The sequence below is a fragment of the Delftia sp. WSY_12 genome (assembly GCF_043104645.1).
GTDB classification, from domain to species: Bacteria; Pseudomonadota; Gammaproteobacteria; order Burkholderiales; family Burkholderiaceae_C; genus Comamonas; species Comamonas tsuruhatensis.
In genome coordinates this window covers 43,647-64,817 of the sequence record NZ_JBICKW010000058.1, presented here as the reverse complement: position 1 = coordinate 64,817, position 21,171 = coordinate 43,647, and the positions used below count along the sequence as shown (strand labels likewise).

20 protein-coding genes are annotated in these 21,171 nt (G+C 68.2%); 4 read left to right on the top strand and 16 right to left on the bottom strand.

All coding sequences use genetic code 11. The features are described 5' to 3' along the window. Positions 1-125: 125 nt before the first annotated feature. The 5 genes from ACF8LI_RS25575 to ACF8LI_RS25555 form a co-directional block, all read right to left on the bottom strand. Complete coding sequence (locus tag ACF8LI_RS25575) at positions 126-2,288, bottom strand: TonB-dependent receptor family protein (RefSeq protein ID WP_392414503.1); 2,163 nt, start codon at positions 2,286-2,288, stop codon at positions 126-128. Positions 2,289-2,536: 248 nt separating this feature from the next. Continuing rightward, a complete protein-coding gene (locus tag ACF8LI_RS25570; protein ID WP_016450445.1) occupies positions 2,537-3,982 on the bottom strand; it encodes a PLP-dependent aminotransferase family protein in 1,446 nt (481 codons plus the stop codon). A gap of 25 nt (positions 3,983-4,007) precedes the next feature. After that, complete coding sequence (locus tag ACF8LI_RS25565) at positions 4,008-4,880, bottom strand: plasmid replication/partition related protein (protein WP_047325734.1); 873 nt, start codon at positions 4,878-4,880, stop codon at positions 4,008-4,010. 112 nt (positions 4,881-4,992) lie between these two features. Next, on the bottom strand, positions 4,993-6,381 hold the full coding sequence (yegQ, locus tag ACF8LI_RS25560; RefSeq protein ID WP_016453913.1) for a tRNA 5-hydroxyuridine modification protein YegQ: 1,389 nt from the start codon (positions 6,379-6,381) through the stop codon (positions 4,993-4,995). 21 nt (positions 6,382-6,402) lie between these two features. After that, positions 6,403-7,314, bottom strand: coding sequence for a LysR family transcriptional regulator (locus ACF8LI_RS25555; protein WP_043792357.1), 912 nt, complete (start codon positions 7,312-7,314; stop codon positions 6,403-6,405). 145 nt (positions 7,315-7,459) lie between these two features. On the opposite strand from ACF8LI_RS25555, the gene ACF8LI_RS25550 reads away from it, so the two are divergent. Continuing rightward, positions 7,460-8,230: a sulfite exporter TauE/SafE family protein gene (locus tag ACF8LI_RS25550; protein ID WP_392414506.1), complete on the top strand. Its 771-nt coding sequence runs from the start codon at positions 7,460-7,462 to the stop codon at positions 8,228-8,230. Between the two features lie 10 nt (positions 8,231-8,240). Here the strand turns inward: ACF8LI_RS25550 and prfH are convergent, their stop codons facing one another. The 11 genes from prfH to ACF8LI_RS25495 all read right to left on the bottom strand — a co-directional run bounded on the left by prfH (position 8,241) and on the right by ACF8LI_RS25495 (position 17,304). Then, positions 8,241-8,840 carry a peptide chain release factor H gene (gene prfH / locus ACF8LI_RS25545; protein ID WP_392414502.1) on the bottom strand — a complete coding sequence of 200 codons (600 nt, stop codon included), beginning with the start codon at positions 8,838-8,840 and terminating at the stop codon, positions 8,241-8,243. Continuing rightward, positions 8,831-10,117, bottom strand: a complete 1,287-nt coding sequence (locus tag ACF8LI_RS25540; RefSeq protein WP_016450451.1) for an RNA ligase RtcB family protein — start codon at positions 10,115-10,117, stop codon at positions 8,831-8,833. Before ACF8LI_RS25540 ends, prfH begins: the two co-directional genes overlap by 10 nt. Before the next feature lie 399 nt (positions 10,118-10,516). After that, complete coding sequence (gene tolA, locus ACF8LI_RS25535; RefSeq protein WP_016453908.1) at positions 10,517-11,668, bottom strand: cell envelope integrity protein TolA; 1,152 nt, start codon at positions 11,666-11,668, stop codon at positions 10,517-10,519. 24 nt (positions 11,669-11,692) lie between these two features. Next, positions 11,693-12,118 (bottom strand): biopolymer transporter ExbD, encoded by a 426-nt coding sequence (locus ACF8LI_RS25530; protein ID WP_016453907.1) that lies wholly within the window; start codon positions 12,116-12,118, stop codon positions 11,693-11,695. Positions 12,119-12,148: 30 nt separating this feature from the next. Then, positions 12,149-12,853 carry a protein TolQ gene (tolQ, locus tag ACF8LI_RS25525; RefSeq protein WP_047218592.1) on the bottom strand — a complete coding sequence of 235 codons (705 nt, stop codon included), beginning with the start codon at positions 12,851-12,853 and terminating at the stop codon, positions 12,149-12,151. Continuing rightward, positions 12,850-13,266: a tol-pal system-associated acyl-CoA thioesterase gene (gene ybgC / locus ACF8LI_RS25520; protein ID WP_016450455.1), complete on the bottom strand. Its 417-nt coding sequence runs from the start codon at positions 13,264-13,266 to the stop codon at positions 12,850-12,852. The genes tolQ and ybgC overlap by 4 nt, the downstream gene beginning before the upstream one ends. Positions 13,267-13,278: 12 nt before the next feature. Beyond that, the gene (locus tag ACF8LI_RS25515) at positions 13,279-14,463 is read right to left on the bottom strand and encodes a pyridoxal phosphate-dependent aminotransferase (RefSeq protein ID WP_061289592.1); all 1,185 of its coding nucleotides are present in this window, start codon (positions 14,461-14,463) and stop codon (positions 13,279-13,281) included. 115 nt (positions 14,464-14,578) lie between these two features. Beyond that, on the bottom strand, positions 14,579-15,169 hold the full coding sequence (gene nusB / locus ACF8LI_RS25510; protein WP_016453904.1) for a transcription antitermination factor NusB: 591 nt from the start codon (positions 15,167-15,169) through the stop codon (positions 14,579-14,581). Beyond that, complete coding sequence (gene ribH, locus ACF8LI_RS25505; protein WP_016450458.1) at positions 15,166-15,636, bottom strand: 6,7-dimethyl-8-ribityllumazine synthase; 471 nt, start codon at positions 15,634-15,636, stop codon at positions 15,166-15,168. Before ribH ends, nusB begins: the two co-directional genes overlap by 4 nt. A gap of 3 nt (positions 15,637-15,639) precedes the next feature. Next, positions 15,640-16,761 carry a bifunctional 3,4-dihydroxy-2-butanone-4-phosphate synthase/GTP cyclohydrolase II gene (gene ribBA, locus ACF8LI_RS25500; RefSeq protein ID WP_016450459.1) on the bottom strand — a complete coding sequence of 374 codons (1,122 nt, stop codon included), beginning with the start codon at positions 16,759-16,761 and terminating at the stop codon, positions 15,640-15,642. Positions 16,762-16,989: 228 nt separating this feature from the next. Continuing rightward, entirely contained in the window at positions 16,990-17,304 is a 315-nt protein-coding gene (locus tag ACF8LI_RS25495; protein WP_016450460.1) for a 2Fe-2S iron-sulfur cluster-binding protein, read from the bottom strand. 156 nt (positions 17,305-17,460) lie between these two features. On the opposite strand from ACF8LI_RS25495, the gene ACF8LI_RS25490 reads away from it, so the two are divergent. From ACF8LI_RS25490 to gshA, 3 genes are all read left to right on the top strand, one after another. Continuing rightward, entirely contained in the window at positions 17,461-17,886 is a 426-nt protein-coding gene (locus ACF8LI_RS25490; RefSeq protein WP_016453902.1) for a hypothetical protein, read from the top strand. Positions 17,887-18,461: 575 nt separating this feature from the next. Continuing rightward, entirely contained in the window at positions 18,462-19,373 is a 912-nt protein-coding gene (locus ACF8LI_RS25485; RefSeq protein ID WP_392414501.1) for an SDR family NAD(P)-dependent oxidoreductase, read from the top strand. A 266-nt stretch (positions 19,374-19,639) separates the two neighbouring features. Continuing rightward, the gene (gshA, locus tag ACF8LI_RS25480; protein ID WP_034348046.1) at positions 19,640-21,169 is read left to right on the top strand and encodes a glutamate--cysteine ligase; all 1,530 of its coding nucleotides are present in this window, start codon (positions 19,640-19,642) and stop codon (positions 21,167-21,169) included. The last annotated feature ends 2 nt before the right edge of the window (positions 21,170-21,171 follow it).

Genomic DNA, 21,171 nt, shown 5'->3' with positions numbered 1-21,171 from the left:
GTCGCCTGCTTTGATCTGACCTTTCTTGGCGAATCAAGAAAGGGCAGTCGGCCGCCGGGCCGAGACCCGGCCTCAGAAAAATACCACCCGGCAGGGTCAAAAACAGACCCACGTAAACCAAAGCCTCAGAACGGCAACGTCCCCTGCACATACAACGTCCGAGGCATCCCCACATACTTGCCCCCGTTGTTGTCCGTAGACCGCGTGTAGTACCTGCGATCAAACAGATTCTTGACCCCCACGGCCACCCGCAGATTGCTCAGCGACTTGCCAAAGTCATAGCCCGCACGCAGGCCCACGGTTGCAAACCCGGGAATATCGCCCAGCCGCCCCGCAGCATCTTCCTGCGTCACATACTGCGTGCCCGACCCCGGAGAGCGCTGCTTCGATTGCGCGGCCAGGTCCGCATTCAGCGTCCACTGCCCCAGCGCATAGCGCGCCCACAGCTGGCCCGTGTGGCGCGAGTACAGCGGCAGGTCGCGCCCCGCGAAATCGCCGGCGCGCGAGACGGCCTCGGTATAGGTATAGGACACACCCGCCGTCAGCCCCTTGAGCGCGGCGTTCCACTGGCCCAGGTCGTAGCGCAGCGAGGACTCGATGCCGCGGTGGCGCGTGGCGCCCAGGTCGGTCCAGATACCGTCCACGCCCACGCGGGTCAGCAGCAGTTCCTTGTCGAAGTCGATGTTGAACAGCGTCAGCTCGGCGTTCAGCGCCGGGCTGTTGTAGTGCGTGCCCACCTCATAGGTCTTGGCCGATTCGGGATGCAGGCCGCGCTCGGTCTGGGCCAGCTGCGCATACTGCTGCGGTCCGAAGGACTTGCCCGCGTTGGCGAACAGCGACCACTGCGCATTCATGCGGTAGAGCACGGACAGCGTGGGCAGGAGCTCGCGTGCCTCGGCCTTGGGGAACAGCTGGCTGGTGACGGTGCTGCCGTCGGCGCCCAGGTTGCTGACGTTGTTGAAGGAGTTGATGCGTTCGTAGCGCACGCCGGGCGTGATGGTCCAGTTGCCGATGTCGATGCGGTCATCGATGTAGAAGGCATGGGCCGTGGTGCCGCCCTGGCTGGTCTGGTAGGGCGTGATCGGCAGGGCCATGGCGTTGGCCATGGTGGCGGGGTTGTAGTAGGCGGTGCGCAGCGCGACCTCGGAACTGCTTTCCTTGAGGTAGCGGTAGCCCACGCTGACTTCCTGCACCACGGAGCCGGTCTCGAACAGGCGCGAGTAGCGCGGCTCGATGCCGAAGTAGTGGTAGCTGCGCGGCGCGGCGGTCAGGCGGCGCTGGTTGGCGTTGTCCTGCTCGATGTGGCTGCCGCGGAACGAGTCCACGTAGTAGCCCAGCACCTCGAAGTTGTTGCGCCCGTCCTTGTGGTTGTACTTGAACGAGGCATCGGTGCGGCGGCCGTCGAAGCTGTCGTAGGAGCGCGTGGACTGGAACGGGTCGGCCGCGTACTGCGCCGTGGTCAGGCCGCCGGGCATGCGGCCCGAGCCCTCGAAGTGGTGCAGCGAGACGGCGATGTCGTCCTGGGCCGAGATGCGGTAGGCGCCCTTGACCAGGATGTCGTCGATGTCGGTCTTGTCATTGCCTGCGCGCCAGCCGTCGCCATGCGTGCCCGAGTACAGCAGGGCCAGGCCCAGGCCGGATTCGCTGGTGCCGCCCACGAAGAGGCTGGGCGTGGTCTTGGCATTGCCGCCGTGGCTGTAGAACTCGGCGCCCACCGAGGCCTCGGCCGCGAAGGTCTTGGGAATGGCGCGCGTGACGAAGTTGATGATGCCGCCCACGTTCTGGGGGCCGTAGCGCACCGAGCCCGCGCCGCGGATCACGTCCACCGACTCCAGGTTGCCCAGCGAGACGGGCGCCAGCGACAGCTGGGGCTGGCCGTAGGGCGCGTAGGAGACGGGCACACCGTCCATCAGCACATACGAGCGCGGCGACAGGCGTGCCGTCAGGCCGCGCACGCCGATGTTCAGGGACACATCGCTGCCGCCCGTGCCGTTGCTGTCCTGCACCTGCACGCCGGGCACCAGGCGCAGCACGTCGCGCAGGCTGGAGGAGCCGGTTTCCTCGATGCGCGTCCGCTCGACGATGGTGCGCGCGCCGGCATGGTCCAGCACTTTTTCCTCGCTGGGGTTGTCCAGCCAGTTGCCCGTGACGGTGATGGTGGACAGGCCGGCCTCGGGTGCGGTGGTGGTGGGCGATGGTGCCTGTGCCGACGCCTGCAGCGACAGCAGGGCGGCGGCGACAGCGGCCGCGCAGCGTGTGAGCGTGGCGCAGTGATTGCTGGAAACCATGGAAAACTTCCTTTGTGCCTCTGGGAATGGTGCAGCGCTGAAGGGTCGGCTGGCAGGCTGCAGGACGCGTGGCGGCGGGCGAGGCGGAAGCAGGAGACAAGGACCGGTCAGCATGCATGGCGGCAATGCCGGTTCGGTGCGCGAGTCTAAATGAGAATCATCCAGCCGGCACCAGGCTGGCAGCAGCTGCGCGGGGTCGCGTTGCCCGGGCGCTACAGCGCAGCAGGTGCCTCCAGCGCAGCGGGCGCTTACCCTGCTGCTTTTGCTGCGGGAAGGGACTGCATTGCGCGGGCCAGCTCGCCCAGCGTGGCCAGGGCCTGCCCGGTCTCGTCGCTCCAGTCATGGCCGTAGTTCAGCCGCAGGCAATGGCCGAAGGCCTGCGAGGCCGAGAAGATCGGCCCCGGCGCCACGCTGATGCCGCGCGCCAGCGCTGCGCGGTGCAGGGCCAGCGCATCGCAGTACGGCGGCAGCTCTATCCACATGAAGTAGCCGCCCTCGGGCCGCGTGGCCCGCGTGCCTTGCGGAAAGTGGCGGGCAATGGCCGATGCCATGTGGTCCCGCTGCAGGGCCAGGCTCTGGCGCAGGCGGCGCAGGTGGCGGTCCACGCCACCGCTTTCCAGGTAGTCGGCCAGCGCCTGCTGGCTGGGGGCATTGGTGGCCAGCGTGGTGGTGAGCTTTTGCCGCGCCACGGCGCGCGTGAAGCGGCCCGGAGCGGTCCAGCCCACGCGCCAGCCGGGCGCCAGGCACTTGGAGAACGAGGCGCAGTGCAGCACCCAGCCCTCGGTGTCGAAGGCCTTGGCCGGTGGCGGGCGGTGTTCGCCAAAGTACAGCTCGCCGTAGACATCGTCCTCGATCAGCGGCAGCTGGTGGCGCGTGGCCAGTTCCACCAGGGCCTTCTTGCGCGCCTCGGGCATCAGGCTGCCCAGCGGATTCTGGAAGCTGGTCATCAACCAGATGGCCTGGGGCCGGTGACGCTGCACGGCGGTCTCCAGCGCGGCCAGGTCCATGCCTTCGCCGGGATGCGTGGGCACCTCGATGGCGGACAGCCCCATGCGCTCCAGAGCCTGCAGCGCGCCGTAGAAGCAGGGCGATTCGATGACCACGGCGCCACCGGGCCGCGTGACGGCGGCCAGACACAGGTTCAGTGCCTCCAGCGCGCCATTGGTGATGACCAGGTCGGACGGTGACAGTGCCAGACCGTCGGCCAAGTAGCGCCGCGCGATCTGGCGTCGCAATGCCATGCTGCCGGGCGTGAGGTCGTCGAGGGCGCTGCGCGGATCGGCCTGGCGCGCGGCGCGGGCCAGGGCCTGGCCCAGGCGCTGCAGCGGGAACAGGCGTGGCGAGGGAAAGGCCGAGCCCAGCGGCACGACATCGCGGTCCATGGACGATTCCAGAACCTCGAACACCCGCTCGCTCACATCGACCACGGCAAAGCGCTCGCCCGGGGGGGCCGACAGCTGCGTGGGCTCGGGCGGGGCGCTGTGCGGCCGCGCCGCGACGAAGTAGCCAGAGCGCTCGCGCGCGCGCACCAGGCCGCGTGCCTCCAGCAGGTAGTAGGCCTGGAACACCGTGGAGGCGCTGACGCCGCGCCGCTCGCTGGTGTGACGCACGGAGGGCAGCTTGTCGCCCGCGCGCAGCACGCCTGCGGCGATGGAGGCCTCGATATCGTCGGCCAGTTCCTGGTAGCGCGTCATGCCTGGGGAGGTCGCGGCCCGGGGATCAGCCCTGTTCGGCCAGCAGTTCCTGCAAGGCCTTGATTTGCTGGCGCAGGCGCTCGTTCTCGGCTTCAAGTTCGTTCACGCGCTGCTGCAGTTCCTCGGGCGAGGCGGTCACGGCCGCACCTTCGCCGTCGGCAGCGTCGGCTTCGGGCTTGGCGGCCTTGGGCTTTTTCTTCGCATCGCGCACGCGCTTGGCGGCCTGCTTGAGTTCGTCGGCGCCGGCGGCGGCCACGGCCTGCTGCTCATCCACGGGCAGGCTGGCGACCACGGCGGCGGTGCTCAGCGAGATGTCGCCCGAGCGCACGGCGGCCACCACTTCGGGCGCGGCCTTTTGCTGGATGGTCTCGATCAGCTTGACCTGGCTGCTGGACAGGCGGGCCACGCGGGCCAGGGCCTCGCGCGTGTCCAGTGCCTCGTCGGGCACCTTGGCCACGCTGGCCAGGGCGGCGACCACCACGGGGTCGGTCTCGCCTTCCCAGGGCGCTTCGCCTTCGGGCTGGGCCGGCGCCTCGGCCTTGGCCGCCATCACGGCGGCGGCAGCGGCCGAGCGGCGGGCCGCAATGATCTCGCGCTTGCGCAGCGCCAGCACGCCGCGCTGGAAGTCGGACACGCTGCGGCGGCCCAGGTGCTGGTCGATCATCCACAGGTGCACGTCATCCATGTTCTTGAACTGCGTGGCCTGGATGGTGTTGAAGGGCAGGCCGTGCTTTTGGCAGATGGCGTAGCGGTTGTGGCCGTCGATGAGCAGGTCGTTCCAGAGCACGAGCGCATCGCGGCAGCCCTCGGCCAGGATGCTGCGCTCCAGCGCGTCGAGTTCATCGGGGGTCAGCGGGTCGATGTAGGCCTTGAGTTCTTCGTTGACGACGATGTCCATGGCAGTGCAGAAATGAGGAATGAAAGAAAAAGGCGACCGCTCCAAGCCATTGCGGCAATGGACCTGGACGGCCGCCAAGAAGAAATACTGGAAGCAGGGGCGAAGCCCGCCCTCAGAGCAGGCGCGAGATCAGCGCGCCTTCAGCCGGGCCTTCCAGGGGGATGCGCACGCGCACCGGGTTGCCCTGGGCCACCTGCACGGGCTCGCCGTCGAGGTTGAACATCTTCTCCAGCAGCACCTGGCGGTTGCCCTGGGGGTGGATGATCTCCAGCGTGTCGCCCACCGAGAAGCGGTTCTTGGTCTCCACTTCCGCCATGCCGTCGGCATAGCTGCGCACTTCGCCCACGAAGTGGCTGCGCTGCAGCACCGAGTGGCCGGTCTCGTAGTTCTGGTAGTCCTGCGAGGGACGGCGCTCCAGCAGGCCACCCGTGTAGCCCCGGTTGGCCAGGCCTTCGAGTTCGGTGATCAGGTGCGGGTTGAAGGGGCGGCCGGCCACGGCATCGTCGATGGCGCGGCGGTAGACCTGGGCCGTGCGGGCCACGTAGTACAGGCTCTTGGTGCGGCCCTCGATCTTGAGCGAGTCCACGCCGATCTTCACCAGGCGCTCCACATGCTCCACGGCGCGCAGGTCCTTGGAGTTCATGATGTAGGTGCCGTGCTCGTCTTCCATGATGGGCATCAGCTCGCCGGGGCGGCCCTTTTCCTCCAGCAGGTAGACCTGCTCGGCCTTGGGGTGGCGCGCGCCGTCGCCGCAGGTGCTGGTGAACTGGCTGTCGGCTTCCTCGCGGGCCTTCTCGAAGCTGAAGTCCTGCTCCATGGTCTGGGCCAGGGCCTCGCCGGTATTGGGGTCCACGGCCGCGTCATGCGTCTTGTAGTCCCAGCGGCAGGCATTGGTGCAGGTGCCCTGGTTGGGATCGCGCCGGTTGAAGTAGCCCGACAGCAGGCAGCGGCCCGAGTAGGCGATGCACAGCGCGCCGTGCACGAAGACCTCGATCTCCATGTCCGGGCATTCCTGGCGGATCTTCTCGATCTCGTCCAGCGACAGCTCGCGCGACAGGATGATGCGCGAGACGCCGGCCTTCTGCCAGAACTTCACCGTGGCCCAGTTGGTGGTGTTGGCCTGCACCGAGAGATGGACCTCGGTCTCGGGCCACTTTTCCTTGACCATCATGATCAGGCCGGGGTCGGCCATGATCAGCGCGTCGGGCTTGCACTCGATCACGGGCTCGATGTCGCGGATATAGGTGCGCACCTTGTCGTTGTGGGCGATCAGGTTGCTGGTGACGAAGAATTTCTTGCCCCGCGCATGCGCCTCGGAGATGCCCTGGGCGATCTGTTCGAGGCGGAATTCGTTGTTGCGTGCGCGCAGGCTGTAGCGGGGTTGCCCGGCGTAGATGGCGTCGGCGCCAAAGTCGTAGGCCGCGCGCATCTTGTCGAGCGAGCCGGCCGGCAGCAGCAGTTCGGGGGCTTTGAGGGTCATGATCCCCGTATTGTCCTGCATAGCGCTTTCCAACATGGTTCGCTAAGGCTCAGGCGAGCCAAGCCCTTGCAGATGCACCAGCAACTGCCTTGCATGGGCGGGCAACTGGTCTTCCCGGGCCGTGCACAGCAGCAGCTGGCGCCGGGCCCAGGCATCGCTCAAGGGCACGGCGCGGGCGCCGCTGGCCGGGGCCAGGCGCTGCGCGGCTGCCGCCGGCATGACGGCCACGCCCACGCCCTGGCCCACCAGCTGGCAGATGCTGTCCAGGTGCTGCAGCTGGGCGCGCCAGCGCAACTGCCCTTCCGACGGCCCCCCCAGCAAGGCGGCCTGCTGGCGCACCAGCATCTGCAGGGCGGCATCGTGCGGCAGGCCCACCCAGTCTTCGGCCAGCAGCTCCTGCAAGGCCAGGCGCGTGCGCCTGGCCAGGCGGTGGCCGCGCGGCAGCACGGCCACCAGCGGGTCGGGGCGCCAGGGCGTGGCCTGCAGGCCGGTGGTGTCCTGCGCATCGCTGGCCACGCCGATGTCGCACAGGCCCTGGCGCAGCCGGTCCAGCACTTCGGCGCTGCCGCATTCCTGCAGCTCCAGCGCCACGCGCGGGTGGCTGCGCAGAAAGCCCGCCACGGCCAGCGGCAGGTGCTCGCCCACGGCCGAGGTGTTGCCGCAGACGCGCACATGGCCGGCCAGCCCCGCGCCGTATTCGGCCATGTCGCCGCGCAGGCGCTGCATCTGTGCCAGCACGCTGCGCGCATGCTGGCCCAGCGTGTGGCCGGCCGCCGTGGGCCGTACGCCGCGCGCCTGGCGAGCGAGCAGGGCGCAGCCCAGTTGCGCCTCCATGCCGCGCACGCGCTCGCTGGCCGAGGCCAGCGTCATGTGCGAGCGCCCGGCCGCCGCGGTGAGCGTGCCGCAGTCGAGGATATGGACGAACAGCTGCAGGTCGGTGAGGTCGAATCGCATGGCCTGTGGTGCTGAAGGATCAGGCCATGCCTGAGCCTTGGTTTGAAGATTCCCGATTGTGATCCCTTTGTTGGTGCACGAGCATGGCGCCATGAGGTTCAGGAAGGGCCTGAGCCAAGTCGGTGGAAAGTGCAGGGTGGCCGTGATGTGGGATGCGTGGTGGGTGCTGGCGGCGGCGGTGGCCGTGTTCGGGCTGGCCGGTGTCGTCAAGGGGGTGGTGGGCCTGGGCCTGCCCACGGTGTCCATGGCGCTGCTGGCGCTGTTCATGCCGGCCGGGCAGGCGGCGGCCTGGCTGCTGCTGCCGTCCCTGGTGACCAATGTGGTGCAGATGCGGCCCCTGCCATCGCTGCGGCCTTTGCTGCGGCACCTGGGCTGGATGCAGCTGGGCATTGTCGCGGGCACGGTGGGCGGCATGCTGTGGTGGGGCCCGGTGGGCGAGGCCGCCGTGGCGCGCACGGCGCTGGGCGTGGCCCTGGTTGTGTATGCCCTTTGGGGCCTGTGGGGGCCGGACCTGCAGTTGCCGCAGAGGCATCAGGCCTGGCTGGGCCTGTTGTGTGGTCTGCTGACGGGCGGGATCACGGCGCTGACCGGCGTGTTCGTGGTGCCGGCCGTGGCCTTTTTGCAATCGCTGGCGCTGGGCCGGCAGGCGCTGATGCAGGCCATGGGCCTGTGCTTCACGGTGTCCACGCTGGCGCTGGGCGCGGGCATGGCGCTGGCGCAGGGGCCGGGCCATGCCGCTTCGTCCTGGACGGGCTGGGGGGCCACGGCCCTGGTTTCCGCGCTGATGCTGCTGCCCGCCCTGGCCGGCATGGCCTGGGGCGAGCGGCTGCGCCAGTCGCTGTCGCCCCAGGTTTTCAAGCGCGTGCTGATGCTGGGCCTGCTGGCCCTGGGCATCTACATGTGCGCCCGGGGCTAGCCCCGGGCGTTCAGGCGCGGAACACCTTCACGGGGCTGCCGCGCTCCACCTCCCAGTGCTGCTGGCTGCGCGTGCGCCGGGCCTGGCCCTCGCCCTGCGCGTTGAGGCGCGCCAGCTTCAGGGCCAGCAGCTCGCGCGCCAGCCGCTTGTTGGCGTGCTGGCTGCGCTCGCTCATGACCTTCACCGAGATCCCGCTGGGCACATGCAGGGCATGGACGGCGGAGTCCGTGGTGTTGACATGCTGGCCGCCCTTGCCCGAGGCCTTGCAGGCCTGGAAGACGATCTCTCCATCGGCCGGCAATTGCCGGGGCGGCTCGCACTTCTGCACGGCAACAAACCAGTTCCTGCGCGGGTGGTGGGGGCGCAGGGGACCGTCGAAGACCCACTGGATGGTGCCCAGCCAGGCGCCCAGCGTGCCGTGGAGCAGGCCGGTGTCGCCCTCGCAGCGCAGCAGCACGGACTTGTAGCCGGCCGGCGTGGGCGTTTCTTCCAGCACGTCCACGGTGATGCCGCTGGCGGCGCAGTCGCGCAGCAGCTCGCGCAGGGTCAGGCGCACGGCATGCTCGCACTCGGCGGGGCCGTGGGATGCGGTCAGCTGGATCAGCAGCATTGCATGGCTCCCTTCTTGTAGGTCAGCAGGGGGCGCAGCCGCGCCACCAGCTGCACCAGGCCGGCTTCCTGCAGGCTGGCGACGACGGAGTCCACGTCCTTGTAGGCCTGGGGGGCCTCCTCGTAGACCAGTTCGCGGTCGGCGCAGACCACGGCGCTGCCGAATTTTGTGCGCAGCAGTTCGTCCAGCGTGAAGCGCGGGCGCAGGCGGCCCATGCAATCGGTGCGTGCCCACTTGCGGCCCGCGCCGTGCGCCAGCGAGTGCAGTGCCTCGTCACGCCCGGCCACGGGCCGCACAAGGTAGCTGTAGTCGCCGCGCGAACCCGGGATCACCACCAGACCCTGGTCGGCCGGCGTGGCGCCCTTGCGGTGCAAAAAGCCGTCTTCGCCGCGCCAGTGGTGGGCGATCACGTGGTTGTGGGTGATGTCCAGCAGGGCCTGGCCGCGCGTGCGCAGGGCGCGCAGCAGGCGTGCCGCAATGCTGGCGCGGTTCAGTTGGGCGAAGGCGATGGCGGCCGCGTGCTGGCGCAGGTACTGCGTGGCGGCATCGCTGCTGGCGGCCAGGCCGTCGTGGCTGAAGGCCTCCACATGGGCGCGCAGGATGGCGCCGCCCAGCCCGCGCGAGCCGCTGTGCACCATGAGGTGCACGCGCTTCCTGTCGAGCGCGCCGTCCTCGTACAGCGTGTCCACCACCTGCAGTTCGGCAAAGTGGTTGCCGCCGCCAATGGTGCCCAGGCTGTCCTGCAGATACGCCAGGTCGGCCACGCCGCTGGCCTGGGCGATGTGCTCCAGCTGCTGCATGTCCACGGCGTCCAGCAGTTCCTGGGGCAGGGGGCCGTCGATGTTGCCCACCGCCTTTTCCAGCTTGGGGGCCGAGGTCTTGTGCGCTGCCAGCTCCGTGCTGTACAGCGACATGCCGCAGCCGATGTCGCCGCCGACCAGGGCCGGGTAGAAGCGGCCCACGGAAAAGAAGGCCGCCCCTACCGGGTAGCCCCGGCCCGGGTGCAGGTCCGGCAGGCCCACGGCTGCGCGCATGCCGGCCAGGTTGCGGGCCGTCGTTTGAAGTTGTTGGATGGCGGCGTCTTCAATCCAGACGCCGCGGTTGGCGAACACCTGAAGATGGATGTCTGGCCCCCCTGAGTCGCTGCGCGCCTTCCCCCCTCTCGCTTCGCGGGGGGAGACGACACCCTCGGTGCGGGGCGGCCCTTCCTCGGTGTCTCTGGCTTGAGTGATTGCGGGTGCCGCGTTTGCGCCACGGAATACTATGGAATTGCCCATGAATGGCTTTCGATCGAGTGCTTGGGGCACATTCCGGCAGATGCGGAATGCGCAATGGGCAGTCGCCGCAAGCTCGATGGACAGGCATCAGGAAAAGCGCACGCGCAGCCGAAAGCCGGGCCTCTTGCGGGGCCGGGAATCAGGTCTGCAGCGTGGCCTGGAGGCGCTAGGGCTTCAAGCGTGCACGACTGCAAAGGGACGTGTCGAATGGGACATGGGTTCTCTCCTTTGCGATGGTGGACGGGTGCCGCGAATGCGGCAAAGACGGGGATGCTAGGGACAAGCGGCCGGTGCCGCAAGCGAAGTCGCAGGCGCGTGGCGGATTGCATACAACGCAAGATGGAAAAAGCCCCGCCGGCAGGTACCGGCGGGGCTTTTTGATGAAGGGCCTGTGTCCGTTCAGTCCTGCGGGCGGAATCCGATGACCAGGTCCGAAGGCACGCGGCCATCGATGTCGCGCGGCAGCGTCTCGGTCTTTTGCAGCGCGCGGATGACGGCGTCGTCCCAGGCCTTGTTGCCGCTGGACTTGGCGATGGTGGCGCCGGTGATGGTGCCATCGGGTGCGGTGCGTACGCGCACCTCGGCACGCGGGTTGCCGCTGATGGCGTCCGGGTAGACGATGTTGGGCTTGACGCGCGCGGCCACCTTGGCGCCATAGCCGGCCGAGGGGCCTCCGGCGGAGCTGCCCGAGCCGCCGCTCTTGCTGCCACCGGCGCCTTCGCCGGCCGAGCCGCCGCTGCCGGCCAGGCCCTGCATGCGGCGGATGTTCTCCAGGCGGCGTGCCTCGGCTTCCTTGGCCTCGCGCGCTTCCTTGGCGGCCTGTTCCTTCTTGCGCTTGTCCTCGGCGGCCTTCTTCTCGGCTTCTGCCTTGGCGGCCTTTTCGGCCTTTTCTTTCTCCGCCTTCTCGGCTTTCTCGCGCTCGGCCTTGTCCTTGGCAGCTTTTTCCTTGTCCGCCTTTTCCTTTTCGGCCTTGTCCTTCTTTTGCTGCTCCAGGCGTTCCTTGCGGTCCTGCTCGGCCTTGTCCTTTTTCTGCTGCTCCAGCTTGTCGCGGCGGTCCTTCTCGGCTTTTTCCGCCTTCTCGCGCTCGGCCTTGTCCTTGGCCGCCTTCTCGGCCTTTTCCTTGTCCAGGCGCTCCTGGCGTTCCTTTTCGCGCTGCTCGCGGGCGGCCTGTTCGGCGCGCTCCTTCTTTTGCTGCTCGATCTTGCGCTTCTTCTCCAGCGCGATCTCGGCCTCGCGGTCGTCGTCCACGGCCTGCGGCTTGGGAGGTGGGGGCGGTGCAATCACCGGCGCGGGCGGCGGCGGTGGCGGCTGGGGAACGGGCTCGGGCGCAGGTGGCGGGGGAGGCGCGGGCACGGGCAGGGCAGGGGCCGGTGCGGCCGTGGACCAGAACTCGGCCTCGACCATGGGCTCGTCGGCCTGCTTCGGGGGGCGCACGGTCCACAGCATGGCGGCCACGAGCAGCCCGTGCGCGGCCACGGCCATGGCCCACGAACGGGTGCGGCCGCGCGTGCGCGGCGGTGCGAACTGGTCGTGGTCTTGCAGGTTGGGCATGGAGTCGAAGGCGGGCGGCGCTGCTTACTGGGAGGACTTGACGCCGAAGGCCACGCGCTTGACGCCGGCCGATTGCAGGGCCGACATGGCGGCCATCACGGTCTCGAAGGGCAGCTTCTTGTCGGCCGAGATCAGCACGGCGCTGTCGTCGCTTTGCTGGTCCTGCCAGCTCCTGGCGACCGCGCCCAGTTCCTGGATCGTGACGGTCTTGTCGGTGCTGCCGGCCTTGATGCGGATGCCGCCGTCCTTGTCGATCATCACGTCGGCGCGCTTCGGGGGCGTGCGCGCGGCCTTGCCGGCGCTGGGCACGTTGATGGAGCCCGGCGTGAGCATGGGCGCTGTCACCATGAAGATGATGAGCAGCACCAGCATCACATCGATGAAGGGCACCATGTTGATCTCGTTGACGGTGCGGCGGCTGCGGCCGCCGCGCGAGGCTACTGCGGGCATGTGCTCACTCCTTGCAAACTGTGCGCGACTTCAATGGCCGGACGGGGTGCTGGAGCCGGTCGCACCCACGTTGCGCTGCAGGATGTTGGAGAACTCTTCGATGAAGGTTTCCTGCTGGCTGGCCACGCGGTCGATCTGGTGGGCGTAGCGGTTGTAGGCCGTGACGGCCGGGATGGCGGCGAACAGGCCCATGGCCGTGGCCACCAGCGCCTCGGCAATGCCGGGGGCCACGGTGGCCAGCGTGATCTGCTCCATGTTGGCAAAGCCGGTGAAGGCGTGCATCACGCCCCAGACGGTGCCGAACAGGCCCACGTAGGGAGAGACCGAACCCACGGTGCCCAGGAAGGACAGGCCCGACTCGACTTCGTCCATCTCGCGCTGGAAGCTGGCGCGCATGGCGCGGCGCGTGCCGTCCATCAACTGGTTCACATCGGCGATGCGGCGCTCGCGCAGCTTCTGGTACTCGCGCATGCCGCTGGCGAAGATGCGTTCCATGGGGCCGCCCTGCTTGGCGTGGTGGGCCGCCGAGGCATAGAGATCGTTGAGGCTGGTGCCCGACCAGAAGTCCTGCTCGAAGCCGTCGTTGAGCGAGCGCACACGCTTCAAGGTCTGCGACTTGCGGAAGATGGTGGCCCAGCTGGCCACCGAGGCGCCCACAAGGATCAGCATGACCAGCTGCACGACCCAGCTGGCCTGCAGCACGAGGCTGAGTATGGACATGTCATGGGAGTTCATGAGAGTTGCTCCAGGATGCGGTTCGGAATTCTTGCGGGGCGCATGGTCGAGCCATCCACCCATCCAATGCGGATCGTGCCTTCGCACAACAGGGGCGGCGGCGCATTGCCATCGCCGGCGGATGCCAGCAGCGCCTGCTGGCGTATTGTCAGCGAAGCGCGGCCACTGCTTTGCAGCTCGGCGGTAACAAGGAGTTGGTCATCCAGCCGGGCCGCCCGCAGGTATTGCAGCTGGGCCTGGGTTACGACAAACATGCCGCCCGTTTGTTCCCGCAGCTGCTGCTGGCCTATGCCCAGTGCGCGCAGCCACTCGGTGCGGGCGCGCTCGAAGAACTTCAGATAGTTGGCGTAGAACACGATGCCGCCGGCATCGGTGTCCTCCCAGTAGACGCGGATGGGAAATTCGAAGGCCATGTGTGGCGGGCCTCAGGCCAGCAGGCGCTGCAGGCGGCGCACGGCCTCCTGCAGCTGTTCCATGGAGTTGGCCGTCGAAAAGCGCACGAAGTCGGCGGTCTCGAACGTGCCGAAGTCGCGGCCCGGCGTGATGGCCAGGTGGGCGCGCTCCATGACGGCGTAGGCAAAGTCCCAGCTGCCCTGGACGCCGAGCCTGGCGGCAGCGGCACGGCAGTCGGCCCAGGCGTAGAAGGCGCCGTCGGGCTGCACGGGCACGGGCAGGCCCAGGGCCTCGAGCGCGGGGATGAAGAAGTCGCGCCGGGCCTTGAACTCGGCGCGGCGGCGTTCGTACTCGGCAATGGACTCGGGCTCGAAGCAGGCCAGGGCGGCGCGCTGCGAGACGGTGCTGGCGCAGATGAAGAGGTTCTGCGCCACGCGCTCGACCACGGGCACCATGGCCTCGGGCACCACCATCCAGCCCAGGCGCCAGCCCGTCATGTTGAAGTACTTGCTGAAGCTGTTGATGCTGATCACGTCCTCGCCCAGCGCCAGCGCGGTCTGGCCGAAAGCCGCATCGTACGAAAGGCCCAGGTAGATCTCGTCGATGATGGTCAGCCCGCCCCGGGCGCGCACCACGTCGAGGATGCGGCGCAGCTCGGCCGGCGCAATCGAGGTGCCGGTGGGGTTGGAGGGCGAGGCCAGCAGCACGCCGCGTGTGTGCTCGTTCCAGGCGGCCTCGACCTTGTCGGCGCTCAGCTGGTAGCGCTCGGCCGCCGTGGTCGGCACCATCACGGCCCGGCCTTCGGCTGCGCTCACGAAGTGGCGGTTGCAGGGATAGCTGGGGTCGGGCATGAGGATTTCGTCGCCCGCGTCGATGGTCGCCAGGCAGGCCAGCTGCAGCGCGGCCGAGGCGCCGGCCGTGACCACGATGCGCCGCGCCGGCACATCCACGCCGAAGCGCTGCGCATACCAGTGGCTGATGCGCTCGCGCAGCTGGGGCAGGCCCAGGGCCGGCGTGTACTGCGTGGCGCCGTCCTGCACGGCACGGGCCGCAGCCTCCTGCACCAGCGGGGGCGCGGTGAAGTCGGGCTCGCCGATGTTCAGGAAGATCATCGGCGTGTCGCTGTCCGCGCAGCCGCGCGCCATCTCCTGCGCCGCCTTGGCGATCTCCATCACGTAAAAGGGCTCAATGCGGTCGGCGCGGGTCGAAAACTTCATGACGGGTGAAATCCTGAAAGAGGCGCCCGCGCCCGGCAGGCGCGGGCGGGCCAGGGACGGCCGGATGCGGCGGGGCCTGTGCCCCGGTGGATGCAGGCGCGTGGCAGGACGCGCTTCAGCCGGCCTGGCCGGCCGCGTCGTCGGCCGCAGGTGCGGCCGGCGCAGCAGGCGCTGCGCTGCTCTTTGCGGCGCGGTCGTGTGCCACCTCATCGGCGCGCAGCGTGGGCGCCAGGCCGTTGAGCACGGCGTTCACGTACTTGTGGCCGTCGGTGCCGCCGAATTCCTTGGCCAGCTCGATGCACTCGTTGAGCACCACGCGCCAGGGCACGTCCATGCAGTGCTGGAATTCATAGACGCCTATCCACATGCTGGCGTGCTCGATGGGCGAGATCTCGGCCATGGTGCGGTCCAGCTTGGGGGCGATCAGTGCGTCCAGGTCCACCTGGGAGTTGATGCAGCCGCGCAGCAGCGCGTCGTAGTGCACCGAGTCGGCCTTGTGAAAGCCCGACAGGTCGCGCGTGAAGCGGTCGATGGCCTCCACGTCGTTGCCGCCCACCAGGTGCTGGTACAGGGCCTGCAGCGCGAATTCACGCGCGCGGCTGCGGTTGGACTTGGAGGCGGCCTTGCGCGCGCCGGTGCTGGTCAGGCCGGTGCGGCTCTGGCGGGGAGGCCGTGCGGAGGCCGGGGTGGAGTGTTCGTCGCTCATGGTCGGTCAATGGTTTGGAGCAGGTTGGCCATTTCCACGGCGACCCGGGCCGCGTCGCGTCCCTTTTCGGTCTGGCGTGCAATGGCCTGCTCGGTGTTCTCGGTGGTGATGATCGCGTTGGCGATCGGCAGCTGATAGTCCAGGGCCAGGCGCGTGACACCCGCGCCCGATTCGTTGGCCACCAGCTCGAAGTGGTATGTCTCCCCACGGATGATGCAGCCCAGCGCCACCAGGGCGTCGTAGCGGTCGGACTCGGCCATCGCCTGCAGCGCCACGGGCACTTCCAGGGCGCCGGGCACGGTGACGTGGTCGATGTTTCCGGCCTGCACGCCCAGGGCCAGCAGCTCTTCGCGGCAGGCCTGGGTCAGGCTGTTGGTGATGCTTTCATTGAAGCGGGCCTGCACGATGCCAATGCGCAGTTGCGCACCATCAAGATTCAGGGCCTGGCCCTTTTCTGCGTTCAACATTTCTTATTCCTTGGGGATGTAGCCGCTGATTTCGAGGCCGTAGCCGGCCATGCTGGGCAGGCGGCGCGGCTGGCCCATGAGCTGCATGCGCTGCACGCCGCACTCGCGCAGGATCTGCGCGCCCACGCCATAGGTGCGCAGGTCCATGCGGCCGCGCTCGGGCGCCTGGGCGGCGCGTGCGCTGCCGTCGAACTGGGCCAGCAGCTGGTCGCCGCTTTCGCCGCAGTTGAGCAGCACGGCCACGCCGTGGCCCTGGCGGGCGATGTATTCGAGGCTGGTGTCCAGGCTCCAGGAATGCAGGGTGCGGCCGGTCTCCAGCGCGTCCAGCACGGACAGCGGCTCATGCACGCGCACGGGCACGGGCGTGTCGGCATCCCACTGGCCCTTGACCAGGGCCAGGTGCACGGACTGGCTGGGCAGGTCGCGGAAGGCATGGGCGATGAACTCGCCATGCGCCGTCTGCAGCGGGCGCTCGCCGACCTTGCTGAGCAGAGTTTCGTTGCGGCTGCGGTACTGGATCAGGTCGGCAATGGTGCCGATCTTCAGGCCGTGCTCGGCCGCGAACAGCTGCAGGTCGGGCAGGCGGGCCATGGTGCCGTCGTCCTTCATGATCTCGCAGATCACGGCGGCGGGGCTGCAGCCGGCCAGGGCGGCGAAGTCGCAGCCGGCCTCTGTATGGCCGGCGCGCATGAGCACGCCGCCGTCGACGGCTTGCAGCGGGAAGATGTGGCCCGGCTGGACCAGGTCCGTGGGCTTGGAGTCCTTGGCCACGGCGGCCTGCACGGTACGGGCGCGGTCGGCGGCGGAGATGCCGGTGGTCACGCCCTCGGCCGCTTCGATGGAGACGGTGAAGGCCGTGCTGTACACGGTGCCGTTGCGCGCGGCCATGGGCGGCAGCTTCAGGTATTCGCAGCGCTCGCGCGTGAGCGTCAGGCAGATCAGGCCGCGGCCGAAGCGCGCCATGAAGTTGATCGCCTCGGGGGTGACATGGTCGGCGGCCAGCACCAGGTCGCCTTCGTTCTCGCGGTCTTCCTCATCGACGAGGATGACCATGCGGCCCGCGCGCATGTCGGCAATGATGTCTTCCACCGGCGAGATGGGCACGGGGGACGTGGAGTTGTTCATGGAGTGCCTTCTGGAGGAGCCGGGTCGTGCGGACGGGGCGCGGCACACGCGCCGGCTCCCTCGGCCTGGCAGGCGTCAGAAGTGGGCTTCCAAAGAACGTGTGGCGCGGCGCAGCCGCTGTCGGCAATCGGCATGACCCGGAATGACCTTGCGAAAGCGCACATTCTATTCCAGCGGCCATCGGCCGCAGGCGGCGCGGGCTTTGGCCCGTGAGTCAGGGGCCGCGACTCAGGGGCCTGGGTCCTGCAGCACCACGTCGCCCTCGGGGTAGGCAATGCAGGGCAGCACGCAGCCCTCGGCCCGCTCCTCGCGCGTCACGCCCGGCCATTCGATCTCGTAGCGCACGCTGCCCGACACCAACTGCCCGATGCAGGTGCGGCAGGTGCCGTTGCGGCAGGAACTGGGCCAGTCCACGCCGCCCTGCTCCAGCGAGTGCAACAGCGGCTGGTCGGCCCAGGCATCGACCTGCAGACCGCTGGGCGTGAGGCGGGCCGTGAAGAAGGGCGGGGAAAAAGGGGAGGAGGCGGGGGAATCCTGGCTCATGGTTATCAAGGGGGGGCTGCAATTCTGTGGGGCGAAGGGTGTTTGTACCCTGTATCGGGCTCTGTATCGGGCCTATATCAGGCAATGTCTGGCACCAGGGGCCGGGTTGAGGTGGGTCTCCCGGGCAGCGGTCAGCGGTGCGCTAGGCTTGGCGCCATGCATATCAAGCCCTACCTCCTGCCTGTGCTCGTTTTCCTGCTGGTCGGTCCCGGTGTGGGCGTGCTGACCGTGATGCTTGTGGGCGCGGACGGTGCGCCGGTCTTGCCGGTGAACTGGCTGCTCGTCGTGTTCGGCTATGGCATAGGTGCTGTTCCTGCCGCTTTGGCGGGGGTGATCTATGTGGTCGGCTGGCCTCTCAGGGGCCTGCTCCAGGTACTGAGCACCAGGGAGTTCGGCGCCGTGCTGGGTGCGGTGAGCGGTGTCGCCGCGCTGGCTGCATGCTTTTCAGCGACCTCCGGCACGCCGTTTCCCAAATCCCTCGGCGTCTATGTCTTTCCCCTGGTTGCCGGTGCCGTCTGCGGGGCGCTTGCAGCGCATGCGCGTGATGAGGCCTGTGAGGGGAGCGGGTCGCAAGGCGTTTGAACGCGTCCGGCTGCGACGCACAGGTTTGCCTGTTTTTTGAGCAATTGGCTGGCTTGTTTGTCAAATCAATGACTTATGTTGCGAATTCGGCATTTTTGGCGGCTTGTCCACATGCTTGTCCAGTACGAATGGGGGTAAATGCGTACATGCAGGTTGCGCGGTGGATAAGCGGGACGTGGCCCGAAAATCCGGGGTCTTCTGCCTATTTTTTAAGCGCTCCTCCTGTTTTTCTTTTGAATCAATGGCTTGCGTGCCTTATCCCGCCCGTTGTGAAAGTTGTTCACAAGATTGTTCAGGGTGAGGCGGGATAAGTCGGGCACACGACTTGTGGATTTGACCAAAAAATAGGCAAAACGAAAAAATCGAATCAAAACAATTACTTAACCAGCCAGTCCCGAGCCTGCACATGGTTTTCCACAGGCTTGTCACGAAATGATGGGGACAAGGCCGGCGGGCCTGCCGCAGTCGCTTCGGCAACCGGAATGCGGCCGGCGTCCGTCTACATTGCTGGGTGGCCGGTGCCCTGCCATCCGGAGGGCGCAACCGGCATCCAACGACACAAAGGGAGCATCTCCATGGCGATTGAGTTTGAAGGCCGCGTGGCCATCGTGACGGGGGCCGGCGGCGGCCTGGGGCGCCTGCATGCGCTGGCGCTGGCGGCGCGCGGCGCCAAGGTGCTGGTCAATGATCTGGGCGGCGCGGTCGATGGCAGCGGCGGTTCGGCCACGGCGGCCCAGGCCGTGGTGGACGAGATCCGCGCGGCGGGCGGCCAGGCGCTGGCCAACGGTGCATCGGTCACCGATTTCGAGGCCGTGCAGGCCATGGTGCAGCAGGCCGTCGATGCCTGGGGCCGCGTGGACATCCTGGTCAACAACGCCGGCATCCTGCGCGACAAGAGCTTTGCCAAGATGGGCATGGACGACTTCCGCCTGGTGGTGGAAGTGCACCTGATGGGCGCGGCCCATTGCTGCAAGGCCGTGTGGCCGCACATGCAGGCGCAGAACTACGGGCGCATCGTGATGACCACGTCTTCCACGGGCCTGTACGGCAACTTCGGCCAGGCCAACTATGGCGCGGCCAAGCTGGCCCAGGTCGGCCTCATGCAGACCCTGGCCATCGAAGGCGCCAAGCACGGCATCCATGTGAATGCGCTGGCACCCACGGCGGCCACCCGCATGACGGAAGGCCTGATGCCCGAGGCCGTGCTGGCCGCCCTCAAGCCCGAGGCCGTGGTGCCCGCCATGCTGGTGCTGGCCCACGAAAGTGCGCCCACACGCACCACGCTGTGCGCAGGCGCGGGCGGCTTCGAGGCCGCCTTCATCACGCTGACCGAAGGCGTTTACCTGGGCCAGAGCGAGCAGGTGCCGGAACAGCTGGCCGCGCAACTGGCCCAGGTGCTGGACCGCAGCGGCGAACAGGTGCCCGCCAGCGGCGCCGCCCAGGGCACGCTGGAAGTGGGCAAGGCCATGGCTGCAGCCCGTCGATGACCAGGGGCTGGCCAGAGATTTCGCCGCTGGCCGGCCTGCCCTTGCCCGGTATCAAGGCAGCGCCGGCCGGGAGGGCGAAACTCTGACATATTCCTTTCGCTCGCGGCGATCCCATGCGGGGCAACAGGCCAAAACGCGTGGTTAAGCGGACAGGCGCCATCGCGTTTCCTGCCGTTTCTCTATCATTCGGCGTCCGGGTCGGGTCCGCCGGGAATCCTGGTGGTTTCCGTGTGGGCCGATGCCCATCAACGAATCGGTAAACAAGAATGAAAACATCGCAGGCATCCATGGCGGTTCCCGGTCCTGAGCGGCTCAAGGGCATACGCCGTGGCATAGAAAAGGAGGGCCTGCGCGTGCTGCCTTCCGGCAGCCTGGCACTGACGCCGCATCCCCTGGCGCTGGGCTCGGCGCTCACGCATCCGCACATCACCACCGACTACAGCGAATCGCAGATCGAGCTGATCACCGGCGCGCGGCTGGGCGTGCAGGAATGCCTGGACGAGCTGGTGCAGATCCACCAGTTCGTGCTGCGCAGCCTGCGCGATGCGGGTGGCGAGATGCTGTGGTCGTCCAGCATGCCCTGCCAGCTGCCCACGGACGAGACGATTCCGCTGGCGCGCTACGGCTCTTCGCACTCGGGCCGCTCCAAGAGCGTGTACCGCATGGGGCTGGGCCACCGCTACGGCCGGCGCATGCAGACGATTTCGGGCATCCACTACAACTGGTCGCTGCCCGGCGTGACCAGCGACCAGTATTTCTCGCTCATCCGCAATTTCCGGCGCCATGCCTTCGTGCTGCTGTACCTGTATGGCGCGTCGCCCGCGCTGTGTCCCTGTTTCGTCGAGGGGCGCGAGCACCGGCTGCAGCCGCTGGGCAATACGGGCCAGGCGCTGTACCTGCCCCACGCCACCTCGCTGCGCATGGGACGCCTGGGCTACCAGAGCGATGCGCAGGCCAGCATCAACGTCAGCTACAACGGCCTGGAAGGCTATGCGAATTCGCTGTACGACGCGCTGACCCAGCCCTATCCCGCCTACGAGATGCTGGGAGTGCGCAACCCGGGCGGCGACTACAACCAGCTGGGCACGGGCCTGCTGCAGATCGAAAACGAGTTCTACGGCACCATCCGCCCCAAGCGCACCGTCAGCCGCGGCGAGCGCCCGCTGCACGCGCTGCGCGAGCGCGGCGTGGAGTATGTGGAAGTGCGCCTGATGGACCTCGATCCCTTCGAGGACGTGGGCATTGCCGCGCCCACCATGCGCATGCTGGACGTGTTCCTGCTGCACTGCCTGAACGCCGACAGCCCGCCGGATACGCCGGACGAGATCGCGGAACTCAAGCACAACCAGCACCTGACGGCCGAGCGCGGCCGCGAGCCGGGCCTGCAGCTGGTGCGCGCCGGCCGAGAAGTGCCGCTGCGCGACTGGGCCCATGAAGTGCTGGACCAGTGCCGACCCTACGCCCAGGCGCTGGACAGCACCCACGGCACGCAGGACTACAGCGCCGCCCTGGCCCAGGCGCTGGAGCGCCTGGAGCACCCCGAGCGCACGCCGTCGGCCCATGTGCTGGGCGAGCTGACGGGCGCATACGGCAACAGCTTTGCGAACTTCACGCTGGCCCGGTCCGAGCAGGCCCGCGACTCGCTGCTGGCCCTGCCCTGGAGCCAGGCGCAGCAGCAGCGCTTCGAGCAATGGTCGGCGCAGTCCGTGCAGGAGCAGCGCGACATCGAGGCCGCGGACACGCTGTCGTTCGAGGAATGGCGCCTGCGCTACATGGCGCCGGAGAACCTGCGCTGAGC

Bases quoted from the DNA above. Each gene is read 5' to 3' on its own strand.
- ACF8LI_RS25575 (WP_392414503.1), bottom strand. From the start codon at position 2,288: ATGGTTTCCAGCAATCACTGCGCCACGCTCACACGCTGCGCGGCCGCT.
- ACF8LI_RS25570 (WP_016450445.1), bottom strand. From the start codon at position 3,982: ATGACGCGCTACCAGGAACTGGCCGACGATATCGAGGCCTCCATCGCC.
- ACF8LI_RS25565 (WP_047325734.1), bottom strand. From the start codon at position 4,880: ATGGACATCGTCGTCAACGAAGAACTCAAGGCCTACATCGACCCGCTG.
- yegQ (WP_016453913.1), bottom strand. From the start codon at position 6,381: ATGCAGGACAATACGGGGATCATGACCCTCAAAGCCCCCGAACTGCTG.
- ACF8LI_RS25555 (WP_043792357.1), bottom strand. From the start codon at position 7,314: ATGCGATTCGACCTCACCGACCTGCAGCTGTTCGTCCATATCCTCGAC.
- ACF8LI_RS25550 (WP_392414506.1), top strand. From the start codon at position 7,460: ATGTGGGATGCGTGGTGGGTGCTGGCGGCGGCGGTGGCCGTGTTCGGG.
- prfH (WP_392414502.1), bottom strand. From the start codon at position 8,840: ATGCTGCTGATCCAGCTGACCGCATCCCACGGCCCCGCCGAGTGCGAG.
- ACF8LI_RS25540 (WP_016450451.1), bottom strand. From the start codon at position 10,117: ATGGGCAATTCCATAGTATTCCGTGGCGCAAACGCGGCACCCGCAATC.
- tolA (WP_016453908.1), bottom strand. From the start codon at position 11,668: ATGCCCAACCTGCAAGACCACGACCAGTTCGCACCGCCGCGCACGCGC.
- ACF8LI_RS25530 (WP_016453907.1), bottom strand. From the start codon at position 12,118: ATGCCCGCAGTAGCCTCGCGCGGCGGCCGCAGCCGCCGCACCGTCAAC.
- tolQ (WP_047218592.1), bottom strand. From the start codon at position 12,853: ATGAACTCCCATGACATGTCCATACTCAGCCTCGTGCTGCAGGCCAGC.
- ybgC (WP_016450455.1), bottom strand. From the start codon at position 13,266: ATGGCCTTCGAATTTCCCATCCGCGTCTACTGGGAGGACACCGATGCC.
- ACF8LI_RS25515 (WP_061289592.1), bottom strand. From the start codon at position 14,463: ATGAAGTTTTCGACCCGCGCCGACCGCATTGAGCCCTTTTACGTGATG.
- nusB (WP_016453904.1), bottom strand. From the start codon at position 15,169: ATGAGCGACGAACACTCCACCCCGGCCTCCGCACGGCCTCCCCGCCAG.
- ribH (WP_016450458.1), bottom strand. From the start codon at position 15,636: ATGTTGAACGCAGAAAAGGGCCAGGCCCTGAATCTTGATGGTGCGCAA.
- ribBA (WP_016450459.1), bottom strand. From the start codon at position 16,761: ATGAACAACTCCACGTCCCCCGTGCCCATCTCGCCGGTGGAAGACATC.
- ACF8LI_RS25495 (WP_016450460.1), bottom strand. From the start codon at position 17,304: ATGAGCCAGGATTCCCCCGCCTCCTCCCCTTTTTCCCCGCCCTTCTTC.
- ACF8LI_RS25490 (WP_016453902.1), top strand. From the start codon at position 17,461: ATGCATATCAAGCCCTACCTCCTGCCTGTGCTCGTTTTCCTGCTGGTC.
- ACF8LI_RS25485 (WP_392414501.1), top strand. From the start codon at position 18,462: ATGGCGATTGAGTTTGAAGGCCGCGTGGCCATCGTGACGGGGGCCGGC.
- gshA (WP_034348046.1), top strand. From the start codon at position 19,640: ATGAAAACATCGCAGGCATCCATGGCGGTTCCCGGTCCTGAGCGGCTC.